We start from the raw sequence: 16,119 nt of genomic DNA on the forward strand, positions 1-16,119 counted from the left end.
CCACCCCCCACCCACACCCCCCCCCCCCCCCTCCCCCCCCCCCCCCCCCCCCCTCCCCCCCCCCCCCCCCCCCCCCCCCCCCCCCCCCCCCCCCCCCCCCCCCCCCCCCCGCTCCCGTGCGCGTCGTTCACTCGTTCACAGTGCGGTGGGGACCCGCTCGCTCTCCGGTGCGGTCTCCGCCGGCGCGACGGTGCGCGGCTTGGGCAGGGGCACCGTCATCGCGACGAGCAGTCCCAGCGCGAGCGCGGCCAGGGCGATGACGGTGACCGCGAGGCCTGAACTCGTCTGGGACAGCAGCAGCATGGCGAGCGTCGAGAAGATCACGGTGCACGAACCGTAGGCGAGCTGTGCGGCGGTCGGACGAGGCATGGCAATCGTGTCCTCGGAAGATGGGGCGCCATTCGACTCTCTTCGCCTGCATGCCCGAGCCGGACGCGCGGTAAGCGTGACCTAACCCACGGTACCGGTGCACAGGGGGCGCACGGAGTCATGGGGTCCGGGAACGTGCCGGGCGCATGCGCCCGTTGACCGGAGCGTTCAGTTGTTCGTAAAACGAACGTCGACTCCGCATAGTGCACTTGTCTTGTTCAAGTCAAGGTCTGTCTTTTCTTCTAAACCTCTAGTCAAATGTCGTCACTTGACTACACGCGCTGATCATGCGCGCACGGACCCTTCCATGACCAGGACCCCCTGTCCGTGTGGCGCTGCGCGGGGGAGGAACTCAAGTGACCAGCAGACCCTGGACGTTCAGAGCCGCCGCCATCGGTGTGGCGCTCGCCGCGGCCTCCGCCACGTTTTCGACCTTCGCCGTCGCGGAGGCGAGCACCCCGGCCCGGTCCGCAGCCGCGAACCGGCACGACCCGGCTCCGGTGAAGCAGCAGGACCACGACCTCGACGGCCCGCTGAGCAAGACGCAGGATGCCCAGCGCGAGGAGGCTCTGAACCAGCTCATATCGGGCAAGGCCAAGGCTCAGGAGCGCAACGGCTCGAAGGTCGTGCAGCTCAAGAGCCGGAAGGGCGACAGCAAGTACGTCGAGCTCGGCCGCGAGAAGACCGACAAGATCTTCACGATCCTGGTGGAGTTCGGCGACAAGACCGACCCGAAGTTCGGCGGCACCGCCGGCCCGCTGCACAACCGGATAGCCGCGCCGGACCGTACCAAGGACAACAGCACGGCCTGGCAGAAGGACTACAACCAGAAGCACTTCCAGGACCTCTACTTCGGCACCGGCAAGAACGTCGAGTCGATGAAGAAGTTCTACGAGAAGGAGTCCTCGGGCCGCTACTCGGTGGCGGGCAAGGTCGCCGACTGGGTCAAGGTCCCGTACAACGAGGCACGTTACGGCAACAACGCCTGCGGTTCCACCAACTGCCCGAGCGTGTGGAACGTCGTCAGCGACGGCCTGAACTCCTGGGTCGCCCAGCAGAAGGCGGCCGGCCGTACCGACGCCCAGATCAAGACGGACGTGGCGAAGTTCGACCAGTGGGACCGCTACGACTTCGACGGTGACGGCAACTTCAACGAGCCCGACGGCTACATCGACCACTTCCAGATCGTGCACGCCGGTGAGGACGAGTCCGCGGGCGGCGGCGCCCAGGGCAAGGACGCGATCTGGGCCCACCGCTGGTACGCCTTCGGCACCGACGCCGGCGCCACCGGCCCCACGGGCAACAAGCTGGGTGGCGCGCAGATCGGTGACACCGGCATCTGGGTCGGCGACTACACCATCCAGCCGGAGAACGGCGGACTCGGCGTCTTTGCCCACGAGTACGGCCACGACCTCGGTCTGCCGGACCACTACGACACCACCGGCAAGGGCGACAACTCCACCGGCTTCTGGACGCTGATGTCCTCCGGTTCCTGGCTGGGCCGGGGCAAGGACTCCATCGGCGACCTGCCGGGCGACTTCAGCGCCTGGGACAAGCTGCAGCTCGGCTGGCTGAACTTCGACACGGCCAAGGCCGGCCAGCAGTCCACCCACAAGCTGGGCGTCGCCGAGTACAACACCTGGGACAAGCAGGCCCTCGTGGTCTCCCTGCCGGACAAGGCGGTCACCACCACCGTCGTGACCCCGGCGCAGGGCTCGGCCCAGTGGTGGAGCGGCAGCGGTGACAACCTCAAGAACACGCTGACCCGTTCGATCGACCTCACCGGCAAGTCCTCGGCCGCGCTGAGCCTGGACGGCTGGTACGACATCGAGGCCAACTACGACTTCCTCTACACCGAGGTGTCGACCGACGGCGGCGTCAACTGGACCGCGATCGACGGCACGGTGGACGGCCAGGCCATCCCGCGCGACGCCAGCAACGCCCCGGCGCTGACCGGCACGGTCGACGGCTACAAGAAGCTGTCGTACTCCCTGGACGCCTACGCGGGCAAGAAGATCGACGTCCGCTTCCGCTACGCGACCGACGGCGGCGTGGCCCAGAAGGGCTTCGCGGCAGACGAGATCACGCTGACCGCCGACGGCGCGACCGTGTTCTCCGACAACGCCGAGTCCGCGGACGCCGCTTGGACCGCGAACGGCTTCTCCCGCATCGGCTCGTCCTTCACCAAGGACTACAAGCAGTACTACATCGCCGAGAACCGCCAATACGTCTCGTACGACAAGACCCTCAAGGTCGGCCCGTACAACTTCGGCTTCTCGACGACCCGCCCGGGCTGGGTGGAGCACTACCCGTACCAGAACGGCCTGTTGATCTGGAAGTGGGACACCTCCCAGGCGGACAACAACACCAGCGTCCACCCGGGCGTCGGCCTGGTCCTGCCGGTCGACTCGCACCCGGCGGCGATGAAGTGGTCCGACGGCACGCTGATGCGCACCCGCATCCAGTCCTACGACTCGCCGTTCAGCCTCTACCGCACGGACGGCCTCACGCTGCACAACGCGGACGTGGCGACCGAGATCAAGTCGTCGGCGGGTGTTCCGGTCTTCAACGACCACACGAACACCTACTACGACCCGGCGACCCCGACCGCGGGTGTCAAGATCACTGACACCAACACCAAGATCAAGATCGTCAAGGAGGCCAAGGACGGCTCCACGATCCTGCTCAAGGTCGGCCCTGCGGTGAAGTAGCCAGCATTTTCGCAGGTCAGAAGCGTATCGGCGGTGACCCCCTGGCGGGTCGCCGCCGATCGTGTTTAGGTGCGTCCTGTGGCTCGCTTATTGACACCGACCGAAACGGGGATGTGACCGCATGGCCGCAGGAGGCTTCTGCAAGCTGCCGAACGGCACGGTGGTGGTGGCGCTGAATCTGCCCAGCCCCGCCGACACCGCCGCCGGGGTACGTGTACTGGTCCACGCCCAGAACCGCGCCCGGGCCCTGACGCGGCTGCGCAACCTCGGCCTGCGCGCGGTCTACCTGCGGGGCAACGCGGCCCCGCCGACCCCGGACGAGATCACGGCGGTGCTGCACCACCCCGACGGCCTGATATGGCGTACGGCGCCCGACAACGGTGTCACCGCGCCGGAGCTGTGGCACCCCATACGAGCGCTGCTTCGCAGGTCGGCGGTGGTGCAGCAAAGCTGACGCGGCAGGGACCCCTGGACGGGCGGGGCGCTGTCGCCGGGCTGTCTAGCCGCTGACCACCGGCTTGCCGGTCAGCTCCACGCCCGCCTCGCGCAGCTCCTCCAGGGCCCGCTCGGTCGTCTCCGGAGCGACCCCTGCGGTCAGGTCCAGCAGCACCTGGGTACGGAAGCCCTCCCGCGCCGCGTCCAGCGCGGTGGCGCGTACGCAGTGGTCCGTGGCTATGCCGACCACGTCGACCTCGTCGATGTGACGCGAGCGCAGCCACTCGGCCAGCGGGACCCCGTTCTCGTCCGTGCCCTCGAAGCCGCTGTACGCGGCCGCGTACGCGCCCTTGTCGAACACCGCGTCCACCGCCCCGGAGGCGACGGCGGGCGCGAAGTTCGGGTGGAAGCCCACGCCCTCGGTGCCCGCGACGCAGTGCGCGGGCCAGGAGCGGACGAAGTCGGGGTTGTCCGCGAAGTGGCCGCCGGGAGCGATGTGGTGGTCGCGGGTGGCGACCACATGTCGGTATCCCGTACCCGCCGCCTGTCCGATCAGCTCGGTGATCGCGGCGGCCACGTCGGCACCCCCGGACACCGCGAGGCTGCCTCCCTCGCAGAAGTCGTTCTGCACATCTACGACGATCAAGGCGCGGCGCATGGTGGGTGTCCTTCGACTGAGGTTTAAGTAACTGAGCCTAGAGACTTTGCTGCCCGTTCGGGAGGGGGCGTTGCGAGGGGACGGACGAGGGTCCCGCTCTAGCTACCCGAGCGGCCCTGGAGGTACTCCGTCGGAATGACGGGTTCCCCCCGCGAGAGCTGTGTAGCGGACAGCGGCAGATTGGCCCGCGCGGCTATGTGCCGCTCGCGGGGCACGTCGAGCGGCTCGCGCGCGACGACCTCGCCGCCCTTGACCAACTGCACCAGCAGCTGCCGGTCGGCCAGCTCGGACGGCACCGGCCCGGTCCCGACGACCTCGGCCTCCGCCACCCCCTCCTCGTCCAGCCGGCGGGCCGCCCACTTGCGTCCGCCGATGGAGGTCTTGCCCCCGCTGGCCTTCTTCGCGACCGGCACCAGCGGTGCCGCCGGGTCGGCGGACTCGGCCCGGGCGACCAGCTTGTAGACCATCGAGCAGGTCGGATGCCCGGAGCCGGTCACCAGCTGGGTGCCGACCCCGTACGCGTCCACGGGCGCCGCGGCCAGCGAGGCGATGGCGTACTCGTCCAGGTCGGAGGTCACGATGATCTTCGTGTCCGTGGCGCCCAGCTCGTTCAGCTGCTGCCGCACCCGGTGTGCCACGAGCAGCAGGTCACCGGAGTCGATGCGGACCGCGCCCAGCTCGGGTCCGGCCACCTCCACCGCCGTACGGACGGCCTCGGCGACGTCATAGGTGTCCACCAGCAGGGTCGTGCGCCGGCCCAGGGAGTCGACCTGGGCCTGGAAGGCGTCCCGCTCCCGGTCGTGCAGCAGGGTGAAGGCGTGCGCGGAGGTGCCGACGGTCGGGATGCCGTACCGGAAGCCCGCCGCGAGGTCGGAGGTGGTCGCGAAGCCGCCGACGTACGCGGCCCGCGCGGCGGCCACGGCGGCCAGCTCGTGGGTGCGGCGGGCGCCCATCTCGATCAGCGGCCTCTCGCCCGCGGCGGAGGCCATCCGGGAGGCGGCGGCCGCGATCGCCGAGTCGTGGTTGAGGATGGAGAGGATCACCGTCTCCAGGAGCACGCATTCGGCGAAGGTGCCCTCGACCCGCATGATCGGCGAGCCGGGGAAGTGGACCTCGCCCTCGGGGTAGCCCCAGATGTCCCCGCCGAACCGGTAGCCGGCGAGCCAGGTGAGTGTCGGCTCGTCCACGATCTTCCGCTCCCGCAGGAAGCCGAGGACACCCTCGTCGAAGCGGAAGTTCTCGACCGCGTCCAGGACGCGTCCGGTGCCCGCCACCACGCCGTAGCGGCGCCCGTCCGGCAGGCGCCGGGTGAAGACCTCGAACACGCTGCGCCGCTCGGCCGTACCGGCCTTCAGTGCGGCCTGCAGCATCGTCAGCTCGTACTGGTCCGTGAAGAGCGCCGTCGAGGGAACGTCCACCGGCAGCCCAAGGTCCGCTGTGTTCATGACCATGGATCGTACTCCTATTTCGTCAGTGTGACGATTTCTGTGCCGCGTGGCAGCATGGGCGTTGTGACGTCACCCGCGCCCGTAGAGATCGAACGCACCGAGTCGGCGGAGGAGGTCTTCGCCGTACCCGAGCCCGACGTCCCCTGGGTCACGATCGTCCACAACGACCCCGTCAACCTCATGAGCTATGTGACGTACGTCTTCCAGTCGTACTTCGGCTATCCGAAGGACAAGGCCACCAAGCTCATGCTCGACGTCCACCACAAGGGCCGGGCGGTCGTCTCCAGCGGTTCTCGCGAGGAGATGGAGCGCGACGTGCAGGCGATGCACGGCTACGGTCTGTGGGCCACCCTCCAGCAGGACCGGAAGTAGCGAATCTCCTCCATGCCCGGAACCTTCGAACCGATCCCCGGCGGCGGCGCCGCCGTCGCGCTCGACGATGTCGAGATCGCCATCATCCGGTCGCTGGCCGTCCAGCTCCTGGAGCTCATCGGCCCCGGCCCCGGTGCGGACGCCCCGGAGGACCCGCTGGCCGAGCTGTTCGCCGAGGGTCCGAGCGAGCCGCCCACGGACCCGGTCCTGCGCAGGCTCTTCCCGGACGCCTACAACGACCCGGAGATGGCACCCGACTCCCCGGCCGAGGCCGAGGAGCGGCTGGTGCACTCCGCCGAGTTCCGCCGCTACACCGAGAACGACCTCAGGGCCGGCAAGCGGGAGAACGCCCTCGCGGTGATCCGCACCCTGGACGAGCTGTCCCCGGTGCGGGAGGGCGGCGCGGTCCTCAAGCTCTCTCCGGAGCAGTCGCGGTACTGGCTCGGCGCCCTCAACGACCTGCGGCTCGCGATCGGCGCCCGGCTGGAGATCACCGACGAGGACGACACCGATCTGCTCTACCGGCTGCCGGACGAGGACCCGCGCAAGCCGATGGTGATGGCGTACCTGTGGCTGGGCGGCCTCCAGGAGACCCTCGTGACCACCCTTATGCCGTAACTCGTCGCTTTTGCGTGTCCGCTCAGAGGATGCTCAAATCCGGATAACGATCACGTCACCGTTGCGGCCTGTTTTGGCGCCTTAGGGCGCTCTTTGTCCGCTTCTTCCTGTGTGATGCGCCACAATGCGCTCCTGTGATCAATATTGCGGCCGTGATAAATCTTCACGACCGCCCGGCGGACACCACCCATGTCCGGCCGGGTGCGCCACCGAGCCGGCGACCGTCGGCCAGGCACGAGCGGACTCGCGAACTCCGCTCAGCTCCATCATTCCGGGGGGATCGAAACCCGATCCGAGGCCGACGAAAGGCCCGGGTCGGCATGGAGAAAGGCGCACCACAACATGACCTCTGAGAAGGTCACCGAAGTCCCTGAGGAGGGCTACGAGCGCGGGCTCGGCAGCCGTCAGGTCCAGATGATCGCCATCGGCGGCGCGATCGGCGTCGGCCTGTTCCTCGGAGCCGGGGCGAACATCGCCAAGGCCGGTCCCAGCCTCATCATGATGTACGCCCTCGCCGGCGTGATCATCTTCTTCATCATGCGGGCACTCGGCGAGCTGCTGCTCTACCGCCCGGTCTCCGGATCGTTCGCGGAGTACTCGCGCGAGTTCCTCGGCCCGTTCTTCGGTTACTTCACCGGCTGGACGTACTGGCTGATGTGGGTCGTGACCAACATGGCCGAGCTGACGGCCGCCGCGATCTACGTCCACTACTGGTTCCCGGCGATCCCGCAGTGGGTGACGGCGCTGGTCTTCCTGGTGGTCCTGTTCGTGGCCAACCTGATCTCGGTGAAGGTCTTCGGCGAGATCGAGTTCTGGTTCTCGATGGTCAAGGTCACCGCCCTGGTCGGCATGATCGTGATCGGCCTCGGCGTGCTCACCTTCGGCTTCAGCGCCGCCGGTGACACCGCGTCCGTGTCCAACCTGTGGCAGTTCGACGGCTTCTTCCCCAAGGGCGTCGGCTCCTCGCTGATGACCCTGCAGGGCGTGATGTTCGCCTACCTCGCCGTCGAGCTGGTCGGCGTCACCGCGGGCGAGTCCGAGGACCCGGAGAAGACCCTCCCGAAGGCGATCAACACCCTGCCCTGGCGTATCGCCCTGTTCTACGTCGGTGCCCTCACGGTCATCCTGTGCGTGGTCAAGTGGACCGAGTTCGCGGCGGGCGTCAGCCCCTTCGTGAAGGCGTTCGCCGTGATCGGCATCCCGGCCGGCGCCGGCATCGTCAACTTCGTGGTGCTCACCGCGGCCCTGTCGTCGTGCAACTCGGGCATGTACTCCACGGGCCGCATGCTGCGCACCCTCGCGGACAACGGCGAGGCCCCGCGGGTCTTCTCCAAGCTGTCGTCCAGCAAGACCCCGGCGCTCGGCATCACCGTGTCCGTCACCTTCATGGGCATCGGCGTGATCCTGAACTACATCGTCCCGGAGAAGGCGTTCGGCTACGTCACCTCCGTCGCCACCGCCGCCGGCATCTGGACCTGGCTGATGATCCTCGTCAGCCACGTCCTCTACCGTCGCGCGGTCGTCGCGGGCCGGCTGCCCGCCTCGTCCTTCCCGGCGCCGGGCGGCGCGGTGTGCTCGTACATCGCCATCGCGTTCCTGCTCTTCGTCACCGGCCTGATCGCGTACGACGCCGACTCCCGCGTCTGCCTGTACGTGATGGCCGGCTGGTCGGTCGCGCTCGGCATCGGCTGGCTGGTCCTGAAGACCCGTACGCCGCAGATCGCCGACCGCCGCGAGCCGGAGCTGGAGCGGGTGGGCTGACCACCGGGTAGACCATCCCGGGACGTCCGGCCGCCGGGAGTGCTCGTGGCACCACCCGCCGGCCGCCGCTCAGGACGTCCATCATGTGGGCCGTCCCGTACCACACCTCGGTACGGGACGGCCCCTCTGCTTATCCTGACGAACATGCTGACCATCACCCAGGCCCTCGTCGACCAGATCGTCGCCCACGCGCGCAAGGACCACCCCGACGAGGCGTGCGGCGTCGTCGCGGGCCCGGCGGGTTCGGACCGCCCCGAGCGCTTCATCCCGATGCTGAACGCGGCCATGTCGCCCACGTTCTACGAGTTCGACTCCGGTGACCTTCTCAAGCTCTACCGCGAGATGGACGACCGCGACGAGGAGCCGGTGATCATCTACCACTCCCACACGGCCACCGAGGCCTACCCGTCCCGGACCGACATCGGCTATGCCAACGAGCCCGGCGCCCACTACGTCCTGGTCTCCACCGCCGACACCGACGGCCTCGGCGACTTCCAGTTCCGCTCCTTCCGGATCCTCGACGGCGAGGTCACCGAGGAGGAGGTCAAGGTCGTGGAGGCGTACTGAGCTGCCTGACCGCAGTTCGGACAGAATTCATCCAGCATGCGAGATCACATGGCTGGACCCGGACCGGGAATCGATACGATGAGCCCATGGTTCTGAACGACGTGAGCGAGAAGACGCCGGGCATCCTGCTCGTGGCGCGGCTGCACGTCGACCTGTGCAGGCTGAACAGCGCCATCTGTTGACGTTCCCCGCCGCCGTACGGCCGTGAGCCGCGGCGCTCCCCCGGTGCGCAAGGCTGGGGGGACCCCCATCGCGCGCCCAGACCGAACCGACGAACCGCCCTTTTCCGACAGGAGCCCGCCACCATGGCCATCGAGGTCCGCATCCCCACCATCCTCCGCCAGTACACCGACGGTCAGAAGGCGGTGGAGGGCAGCGGTGAGACCCTCGCCGAGCTGTTCGCCGACCTCGAGAGCCGGCACGCGGGCATCCAGGCCCGCATTGTGGACAACGGCCAGCTGCGCCGCTTCGTCAACGTGTACCTGAACGACGAGGACGTCCGCTTCGTCGACGGCATCAGCACCAAGCTGTCCGACGGCGACACCGTGACGATCCTGCCGGCGGTGGCCGGCGGCATGGCCTGAGACCGGCATGCGCTACGACTCGCCGCTCGCCGCGGTGGGCAACACCCCCTTGGTGCGCCTGCCGCGGTTGTCGCCGTCCCCGGACGTGCGCATCTGGGCCAAGCTGGAGGACCGCAACCCGACCGGCTCGGTCAAGGACCGCCCGGCCCTGCACATGATCGAGCAGGCGGAGAAGGACGGCCGGCTCACCCCGGGCTGCACGATCCTGGAGCCGACCTCCGGCAACACCGGCATCTCCCTGGCGATGGCCGCCAAGCTCAAGGGCTACCGCATGGTGTGCGTGATGCCGGAGAACACCTCCAAGGAGCGCCGGGACCTGCTCGGCATGTGGGGTGCCGAGATCATCTCCTCCCCGGCCGCGGGCGGCTCCAACACGGCCGTACGCGTGGCCAAGGAGCTGGCCGCCGAGCACCCCGACTGGGTGATGCTCTACCAGTACGGCAACCCGGACAACGCCGGTGCCCACTACGCCACGACGGGCCCGGAGATCCTGGCGGACCTCCCCTCGATCACCCACTTCGTGGCGGGCCTCGGCACCACCGGCACCCTCATGGGCGTCGGCCGCTACCTGCGCGAGCACAAGCCGGACGTGAAGATCGTCGCCGCCGAACCGCGCTACGACGACCTGGTCTACGGCCTGCGCAACCTCGACGAGGGCTTCGTACCGGAGCTGTACGACGCCTCCGTGCTCACCACCCGCTTCTCGGTCGGCTCCGCCGACGCGGTCACCCGCACCCGTGAACTCCTGCAGCAGGAGGGCATCTTCGCGGGCGTCTCCACCGGCGCCGCCCTGCACGCGGCGATCGGCGTCGGACGGAAGGCGGTGAAGGCCGGCGAGAGCGCCGACATCGTCTTCATCGTCGCCGACGGCGGCTGGAAGTACCTCTCCACCGGCGTCTACACGGCGGCCACCACCGAGGAGGCCATCGAGACGCTCCAGGGCCAGCTCTGGGCATAGGGCTCATCAAGCAGCCACCAGCCCCCTCTCATGAGGGGGCTAAACGCTGCCCATGGAGCGGCAAAGATCTCCCTTCGGCACTGCCGGAGCCCTCGGGCCGGGGGCTACGTTCCTCGCGCACTCCCCAGAGTGTCATGCTCATGGCTGCGCGGTTCCGCCGCCGCTACGCGCGTCACGGGCCTGCCTGAAACCCCACCGATGGAGGCAGTACCGCAATGCGTGAGTCACGCACGAGCAGGCGCCGCCGGAGCCTGCGAAGACTCCTGGCCGCCGCCGTTCCCGCCCTCGCCCTCACCGTCGCCGGACTCGTCGCGGCGCCGACGGCCGGGGCACAGACCCCCGCCCACACCCCTCGGGCCACCCAGAACGCCAAGGCCCTGACCGCCCCGGAGCGCCAGACCTTCCACCCCACCGGCAAGCCCGGCCAGAAGGTCCCCACGACCCGCCTGTGTGCCACCGCCGAGCCGGGCCACGCGTCCTGCTTCGCCCAGCGCCGCACCGACATCAGGCAGCGGCTCGCCTCGGCGCTCGCCGCCGCCGCGCCCTCCGGCCTCTCCCCGGCCAACCTGCACAGCGCCTACAACCTGCCCTCGACCGGCGGCTCCGGCATGACCGTCGCCATCGTCGACGCCTACAACGACCCCAACGCCGAGGCGGACCTGGGCACTTACCGGTCCACCTACGGGCTGTCGGCCTGCACCAAGGCCAACGGCTGCTTCAAGCAGGTCAGCCAGACCGGCTCCACCACCTCGCTGCCGACCAACGACACCGGCTGGGCCGGTGAAGAGGCGCTCGACCTCGACATGGTCAGCGCGGTCTGCCCGAACTGCAGCATCATCCTGGTCGAGGCCAACTCGGCGAACGACACCGACCTCGGCATAGCCGAGAACGAGGCCGTCTCGCTCGGTGCCAAGGTCGTCTCCAACAGCTGGGGCGGCTCCGAGTCCTCCTCCCAGACCAGCGAGGACACCCAGTACTTCAAGCACCCGGGCGTCGCCATCACCGTCTCCTCCGGTGACTCCGCCTACGGCGCCGAGTACCCGGCGACCTCCCAGTACGTGACTGCCGTCGGCGGCACCGCGCTCACCACCGCCTCCAACTCCCGCGGCTGGAGCGAGTCGGTGTGGCACACCAGCTCCACCGAGGGCACCGGCTCCGGCTGCTCCGCCTACGACCCGAAGCCGAGCTGGCAGACCGACACCGGCTGCTCCAAGCGCATGGAGGCCGACGTCTCCGCGGTCGCCGACCCGGCCACCGGCGTGGCGGTCTACGACACCTACGGCGGCTCCGGCTGGGCGGTCTACGGCGGCACCAGCGCCTCCGCCCCGATCGTCGCCGGCGTCTACGCCCTCGCGGGCACCCCGGGCTCGACCGACTACCCGGCGAAGTACCCGTACCAGCACACGAGCAACCTGTACGACGTGACCAGCGGCTCCAACGGCTCCTGCTCCACCTCGTACTTCTGCACCGCGGGCACCGGCTACGACGGCCCGACCGGCTGGGGCACCCCGAACGGCACCGCCGCCTTCACGGCCGGCACCAGCACCGGCAACACGGTGACCGTCACCAACCCCGGCAGCCAGTCCACCACCACCGGCGGCTCGGCCAGTCTGCAGATCCACGCCACCGACAGCGCGGGCGCGACCCTGACCTACAGCGCCTCCGGCCTGCCGACCGGCCTGTCCATCAACAGCTCCTCCGGCCTGATCTCCGGTACGGCGTCCACCGCGGGCACCTACCAGGTCACGGTCACCGCGACCGACACCACCGGCGCCACCGGCTCGACCTCCTTCACCTGGACGGTCGGCTCCTCCGGAGGCACCTGCAGCTCGGCCCAGCTGCTCGGCAACCCCGGCTTCGAGTCCGGCAGCACCACCTGGACCGCCACCAGCGGCGTCATCACCAACGACACCGGTGAGGCCGCGCACGGCGGCTCCTACAAGGCCTGGCTCGACGGGTACGGCTCCTCGCACACCGACACGCTGTCCCAGTCGGTGACCATCCCGTCCGGCTGCAAGGCGAGCTTCACCTTCTACCTGCACATCGACACCGCCGAGACCGGCAGCACCGCGTACGACAAGCTGACGGTCACCGCTGGTTCGACCACCCTGGCGACGTACTCGAACGTCAACGCCGCCTCCGGGTACGCGCAGAAGACCTTCGACCTGTCCTCCTTCGCGGGTCAGACGGTCACCCTGAAGTTCAGCGGAGTGGAGGACTCCTCCCTCCAGACCAGCTTCGTCGTGGACGACACCGCCCTGACGACCGGCTGAGCCGTACGGCAATCGGGTCCCGCACACGGAAGGAAGTCTTCCGCGTGCGGGATCCGTCCGTGCCGGTGGTACGTCTCATCTGCACCAGGAGACCGGCAGGCCGGCCGACCGGCCACGGCAGAGAGGCGGACCCCATGCGCCGTACGACGACCGTCGCGCTCGCGGCGGCAGCGCTGCTCCTCGCGGGCTGCGGCTCCCAGAACGGCGGGGACAGCGGCACCGGCGACAACGGCAAGGTGTCACCGTCGCCCACCGCCACGAAGCCCGGCGGCGGCTGCGTCAGCCACGCGGAACTGACCGCCGGTGACAACGGCCGTACCGTCTGCCTGGCCAAGGGCGGCGAGCTGCGGATCACCCTCGACGGCACCAGGAGCCGCCCCTGGAAGCCGGTCGTGGCCAAGGGCACCGCCCTGAAGGCGATCAACGCCGGCTTCGTCATCCAGCCGGGCGACGCCACCGCCGCCTACCAGGCGGTCGCCGCCGGAAAGACCGAGCTGACGTCCTCCCGCCCCCTGTGCGCCGAGCCCACCGCGCCCGGCCAGGTCTCCTGCAAGGGCATCGAGGAGTGGCAGGTCACCGTGACCGTGAGCTAACCGGCGAGGTGCCTGACCTGGTCCCACAGGACCGGGTCGACCACACCCACCCGTCGCCGGAAGTCGCCGACAGGCACCTCGCGCAGCTCGTCGGTCTGCAGGAAGCTGGGCCGGCCGTGGGCGTCGCCGACCGAGCCGGGCGGCAGCGGGATCACCCCGGCGCGCTCGTCGTGGTACTTGCTGGTGATCTTCGCGACCGTGGCCCGGTTCCCGCGCACGGCCAGCACCAGACAGGGCCGGTCCTTCACGTCGGGCCGGTCCTCGTACGGCACGTTCGCCCACCAGATGTCCCCCGGGTGCGGACGTGTCGTCAGGGCCCGGTCCCGGGCGAGAGGGCGCCCCGGCGGCCGCAGCCGGTGCCCGCCGGGCCGGCGGCCCCGCCCCCAGCCGTCGACGAGCGTGGCGACCAGCGCGAGCAGCACCACCGCCGCGAGCGCCAGCCACCATGACGTGTCCATAGGCACGACGTTACCGGCGCGCGCTCGACATCGCGCGCCCTCTCGTAAGCTTCCGCGCCCTCGGTCCAGCCGAACCGGTGACACCACAGGTGAGTTCGCCCACAACAGCCCTTGGCGGAGGAGCGACCGGCCCTTTTGCGCCTTACGCTCGACAAACCGCACGACCCCCGTCAGCCCCCTGCCCGACCCTCGCTCAGCTCCCCGCCCATGGGTTTCCCGCCAACGGAGGTTTCTGCTTCATGAAGCTCACCGTCGTCGGCTGCTCAGGGTCGTTCCCGTCCGCGGAATCGGCCTGCTCGAGCTACCTCGTAGAGGCCGACGGCTTCCGGCTGCTGCTCGACATGGGCAATGGCGCCCTCGGCGAGCTGCAGCGCCACTGCGGTCTCTACGACCTCGACGCGATCTTCCTGAGTCATCTGCACGCCGATCACTGCATCGACATGCTCGCGTACTTCGTGGCGCGCTACTACCGCCATGACGGCGGCCGCTGCGGCCCGATCCCGGTCTACGGCCCCGAGGGCACCGAACACCGTTTGACCACGGCGTACGCCGACGTCCCCTCCGCGTCCTCCATGAGCGAGGTCTTCGACTTCCACACGGTCAAGCCGTCCACGTTCGAGATCGGCCCGTTCACGGTGCACACCGAGCGGGTGCGCCATCCCGTGGAGGCGTACGCCATCCGCATCGAGCACGGCGGACGGTCGCTGACGTACTCCGGCGACACGGGCGTCAGCGAGGCGCTGGACGAGCTGGCCCGGGACACGGACCTGTTCCTGTGCGAGGCCGCTTTCACGCACGGCAAGGAAGACATCCCCGACCTGCATCTCAACGGCCGTGAGGCGGGCGAGTCGGCGGCCCGCGCGGGCGCGCGCCGCCTGGTCCTCACCCACATCCCGCCGTGGACCGACCCGCAGGTCAACCTCGCCGACGCACGCGAGGTGTTCGCGGGCCCGGTGGAGCTGGCCGCTCCGCGGGCCACGTACGAGATCTAGCCGGTACGCGCACGAAGGCCCCGGAACCTGATCGGTTCCGGGGCCTCGGTCATGCCGGGGGCGGCGGGCCTCACGCCTTGGTGAGGTCCTCGACCTCCTCCTCGGGCTCGCGGCCCGGGGTGGGGAGGTTGAACTTGATGATCGCGAAGCGGAAGACGAAGTAGTAGATCGCTCCGAACACCAGGCCGATCGGGATGATCAGCCAGGGCTTGGTCGCCAGGTTCCAGTTGAGCCCGTAGTCGATGACACCCGCGGAGAAGGTGAAGCCCGCGTGCACCCCGAGCGCCCAGGTGATCGCCATGGACAGGGCGGTGAGCACCGCGTGGATCGCGTACAGGATCGGCGCGATGAACATGAACGTGAACTCGATCGGCTCGGTGACACCGGTCACGAAGGAGGTCAGCGCCATGGAGATCATCATGCCCAGCACGGCCGAGCGGCGCTCCGGGCGGGCGGTGTGCGCGATGGCCAGGGCGGCGGCCGGGAGGCCGAACATCATGATCGGGAAGAAGCCGGACATGAACTGACCGGCCGTCGGGTCACCGGCGAAGAAGCGGGTCAGGTCACCGTGGACGATCGTGCCGGACGCGTTCTTGAAGTCGCCGATCTGGAACCAGGAGACGGTGTTCACGAACTGGTGCATGCCGACCGGGATCAGCGCGCGGTTGATCAGACCGAACAGACCGGCACCGAAGGCGCCCAGACCGGTGATCCACTCACCGAAGTTCGAGATGCCCTCGCCGATCGGCTCCCAGACCAGACCGAAGAAGACGCCCATGAGCGTGCCGACGAAGGCCATGACGATCGGGACGAGCCGGCGGCCGTTGAAGAAGCCGAGCCAGTCCACCAGCCTGGTGCGGTGGAAGCGCTGCCAGATCACGGCACCGAGCAGACCCATCACCAGGCCGCCCAGCACACCCGGGTTGTTGTAGGTCGCGGCTATGTCCGCGCCCTGCTGGATCTTCGCCTCGGTGACCGGGAACGCCTTGAGGACATTGCTGTAGACAAGGAAGCCGACCAGGGCGGCCAGCGCGGTGGAGCCGTCCGCCTTCTTGGCGAAGCCGATCGCGACACCCAGGCAGAACAGCATCGGGAGGTTGTCGAAGATGGCGCCACCCGCCGTGGCGAACACCGCCGTGACCTTGTCGGGCAGGTGCAGCTTGTCGTGGATGTCCTGCTGGCCGAAGCGGAGCAGCAGACCCGCCGCCGGAAGTACGGCGATCGGGAGCTGCAGGCTGCGGCCGACCTTCTGCAGGCCCTGGAACAGGCCCGATCCCCGCTTCTTTGCGGGGGCCGCCGTGGGCGCGGTGGCGGTGCTCATG

Annotated in this window: 17 protein-coding genes; 12 read left to right on the forward strand and 5 right to left on the reverse strand. The window is 69.2% G+C overall.

Annotation, left to right across the window (positions count from 1 at the left end; translation table 11 throughout):
- Positions 1 to 135: 135 nt before the first annotated feature.
- Positions 136 to 369: a hypothetical protein gene (locus tag ACZ5DS_RS28955; RefSeq protein WP_468244097.1), complete on the reverse strand. Its 234-nt coding sequence runs from the start codon at positions 367 to 369 to the stop codon at positions 136 to 138.
- Between the two features lie 356 nt (positions 370 to 725).
- Between ACZ5DS_RS28955 and ACZ5DS_RS28960 the strand changes: the two genes are divergently transcribed.
- Together ACZ5DS_RS28960 and ACZ5DS_RS28965 are read left to right on the forward strand one after the other, a co-directional pair.
- Positions 726 to 3,080, forward strand: coding sequence for an immune inhibitor A domain-containing protein (locus ACZ5DS_RS28960; RefSeq protein WP_468244100.1), 2,355 nt, complete (start codon positions 726 to 728; stop codon positions 3,078 to 3,080).
- A 121-nt stretch (positions 3,081 to 3,201) separates the two neighbouring features.
- A complete protein-coding gene (locus tag ACZ5DS_RS28965; RefSeq protein ID WP_468244103.1) occupies positions 3,202 to 3,534 on the forward strand; it encodes a hypothetical protein in 333 nt (110 codons plus the stop codon).
- Between the two features lie 45 nt (positions 3,535 to 3,579).
- Here the strand turns inward: ACZ5DS_RS28965 and ACZ5DS_RS28970 are convergent, their stop codons facing one another.
- Positions 3,580 to 4,173 (reverse strand): nicotinamidase, encoded by a 594-nt coding sequence (locus ACZ5DS_RS28970; protein WP_468244106.1) that lies wholly within the window; start codon positions 4,171 to 4,173, stop codon positions 3,580 to 3,582.
- A gap of 98 nt (positions 4,174 to 4,271) precedes the next feature.
- Positions 4,272 to 5,618 carry a nicotinate phosphoribosyltransferase gene (locus ACZ5DS_RS28975; RefSeq protein ID WP_468244109.1) on the reverse strand — a complete coding sequence of 449 codons (1,347 nt, stop codon included), beginning with the start codon at positions 5,616 to 5,618 and terminating at the stop codon, positions 4,272 to 4,274.
- Between the two features lie 57 nt (positions 5,619 to 5,675).
- Between ACZ5DS_RS28975 and clpS the strand changes: the two genes are divergently transcribed.
- From clpS to ACZ5DS_RS29020, 9 genes are all read left to right on the forward strand, one after another.
- Positions 5,676 to 5,993, forward strand: a complete 318-nt coding sequence (clpS, locus tag ACZ5DS_RS28980) for an ATP-dependent Clp protease adapter ClpS (RefSeq protein WP_468244112.1) — start codon at positions 5,676 to 5,678, stop codon at positions 5,991 to 5,993.
- A 12-nt stretch (positions 5,994 to 6,005) separates the two neighbouring features.
- Entirely contained in the window at positions 6,006 to 6,611 is a 606-nt protein-coding gene (locus tag ACZ5DS_RS28985) for a DUF2017 domain-containing protein (RefSeq protein ID WP_468244115.1), read from the forward strand.
- A gap of 342 nt (positions 6,612 to 6,953) precedes the next feature.
- Positions 6,954 to 8,372, forward strand: coding sequence for an amino acid permease (locus tag ACZ5DS_RS28990; protein ID WP_468244118.1), 1,419 nt, complete (start codon positions 6,954 to 6,956; stop codon positions 8,370 to 8,372).
- Positions 8,373 to 8,516: 144 nt separating this feature from the next.
- Positions 8,517 to 8,939: a M67 family metallopeptidase gene (locus tag ACZ5DS_RS28995; RefSeq protein ID WP_468244121.1), complete on the forward strand. Its 423-nt coding sequence runs from the start codon at positions 8,517 to 8,519 to the stop codon at positions 8,937 to 8,939.
- Between the two features lie 86 nt (positions 8,940 to 9,025).
- The gene (locus tag ACZ5DS_RS29000) at positions 9,026 to 9,121 is read left to right on the forward strand and encodes a putative leader peptide (protein WP_020940333.1); all 96 of its coding nucleotides are present in this window, start codon (positions 9,026 to 9,028) and stop codon (positions 9,119 to 9,121) included.
- Between the two features lie 123 nt (positions 9,122 to 9,244).
- A complete protein-coding gene (locus ACZ5DS_RS29005; RefSeq protein WP_468244123.1) occupies positions 9,245 to 9,523 on the forward strand; it encodes a MoaD/ThiS family protein in 279 nt (92 codons plus the stop codon).
- Between the two features lie 7 nt (positions 9,524 to 9,530).
- Positions 9,531 to 10,481 (forward strand): PLP-dependent cysteine synthase family protein, encoded by a 951-nt coding sequence (locus tag ACZ5DS_RS29010; protein ID WP_468244126.1) that lies wholly within the window; start codon positions 9,531 to 9,533, stop codon positions 10,479 to 10,481.
- Between the two features lie 215 nt (positions 10,482 to 10,696).
- Positions 10,697 to 12,754 carry a putative Ig domain-containing protein gene (locus ACZ5DS_RS29015; RefSeq protein WP_468244129.1) on the forward strand — a complete coding sequence of 686 codons (2,058 nt, stop codon included), beginning with the start codon at positions 10,697 to 10,699 and terminating at the stop codon, positions 12,752 to 12,754.
- Between the two features lie 134 nt (positions 12,755 to 12,888).
- The gene (locus tag ACZ5DS_RS29020; RefSeq protein WP_468244132.1) at positions 12,889 to 13,347 is read left to right on the forward strand and encodes a hypothetical protein; all 459 of its coding nucleotides are present in this window, start codon (positions 12,889 to 12,891) and stop codon (positions 13,345 to 13,347) included.
- Here ACZ5DS_RS29020 and ACZ5DS_RS29025 read toward each other — a convergent pair.
- The gene (locus tag ACZ5DS_RS29025) at positions 13,344 to 13,805 is read right to left on the reverse strand and encodes a type II toxin-antitoxin system PemK/MazF family toxin (RefSeq protein WP_468244135.1); all 462 of its coding nucleotides are present in this window, start codon (positions 13,803 to 13,805) and stop codon (positions 13,344 to 13,346) included. The genes ACZ5DS_RS29020 and ACZ5DS_RS29025 overlap by 4 nt on opposite strands.
- A gap of 239 nt (positions 13,806 to 14,044) precedes the next feature.
- Between ACZ5DS_RS29025 and ACZ5DS_RS29030 the strand changes: the two genes are divergently transcribed.
- Positions 14,045 to 14,797 (forward strand): MBL fold metallo-hydrolase, encoded by a 753-nt coding sequence (locus ACZ5DS_RS29030; protein ID WP_468244138.1) that lies wholly within the window; start codon positions 14,045 to 14,047, stop codon positions 14,795 to 14,797.
- 70 nt (positions 14,798 to 14,867) lie between these two features.
- Here ACZ5DS_RS29030 and ACZ5DS_RS29035 read toward each other — a convergent pair whose 3' ends face one another.
- Positions 14,868 to 16,118: a PTS transporter subunit EIIC gene (locus tag ACZ5DS_RS29035; RefSeq protein ID WP_468244141.1), complete on the reverse strand. Its 1,251-nt coding sequence runs from the start codon at positions 16,116 to 16,118 to the stop codon at positions 14,868 to 14,870.
- Position 16,119: the final 1 nt, after the last annotated feature.

The sequence above is a fragment of the Streptomyces sp. NPDC031100 genome (genome assembly GCF_055570785.1).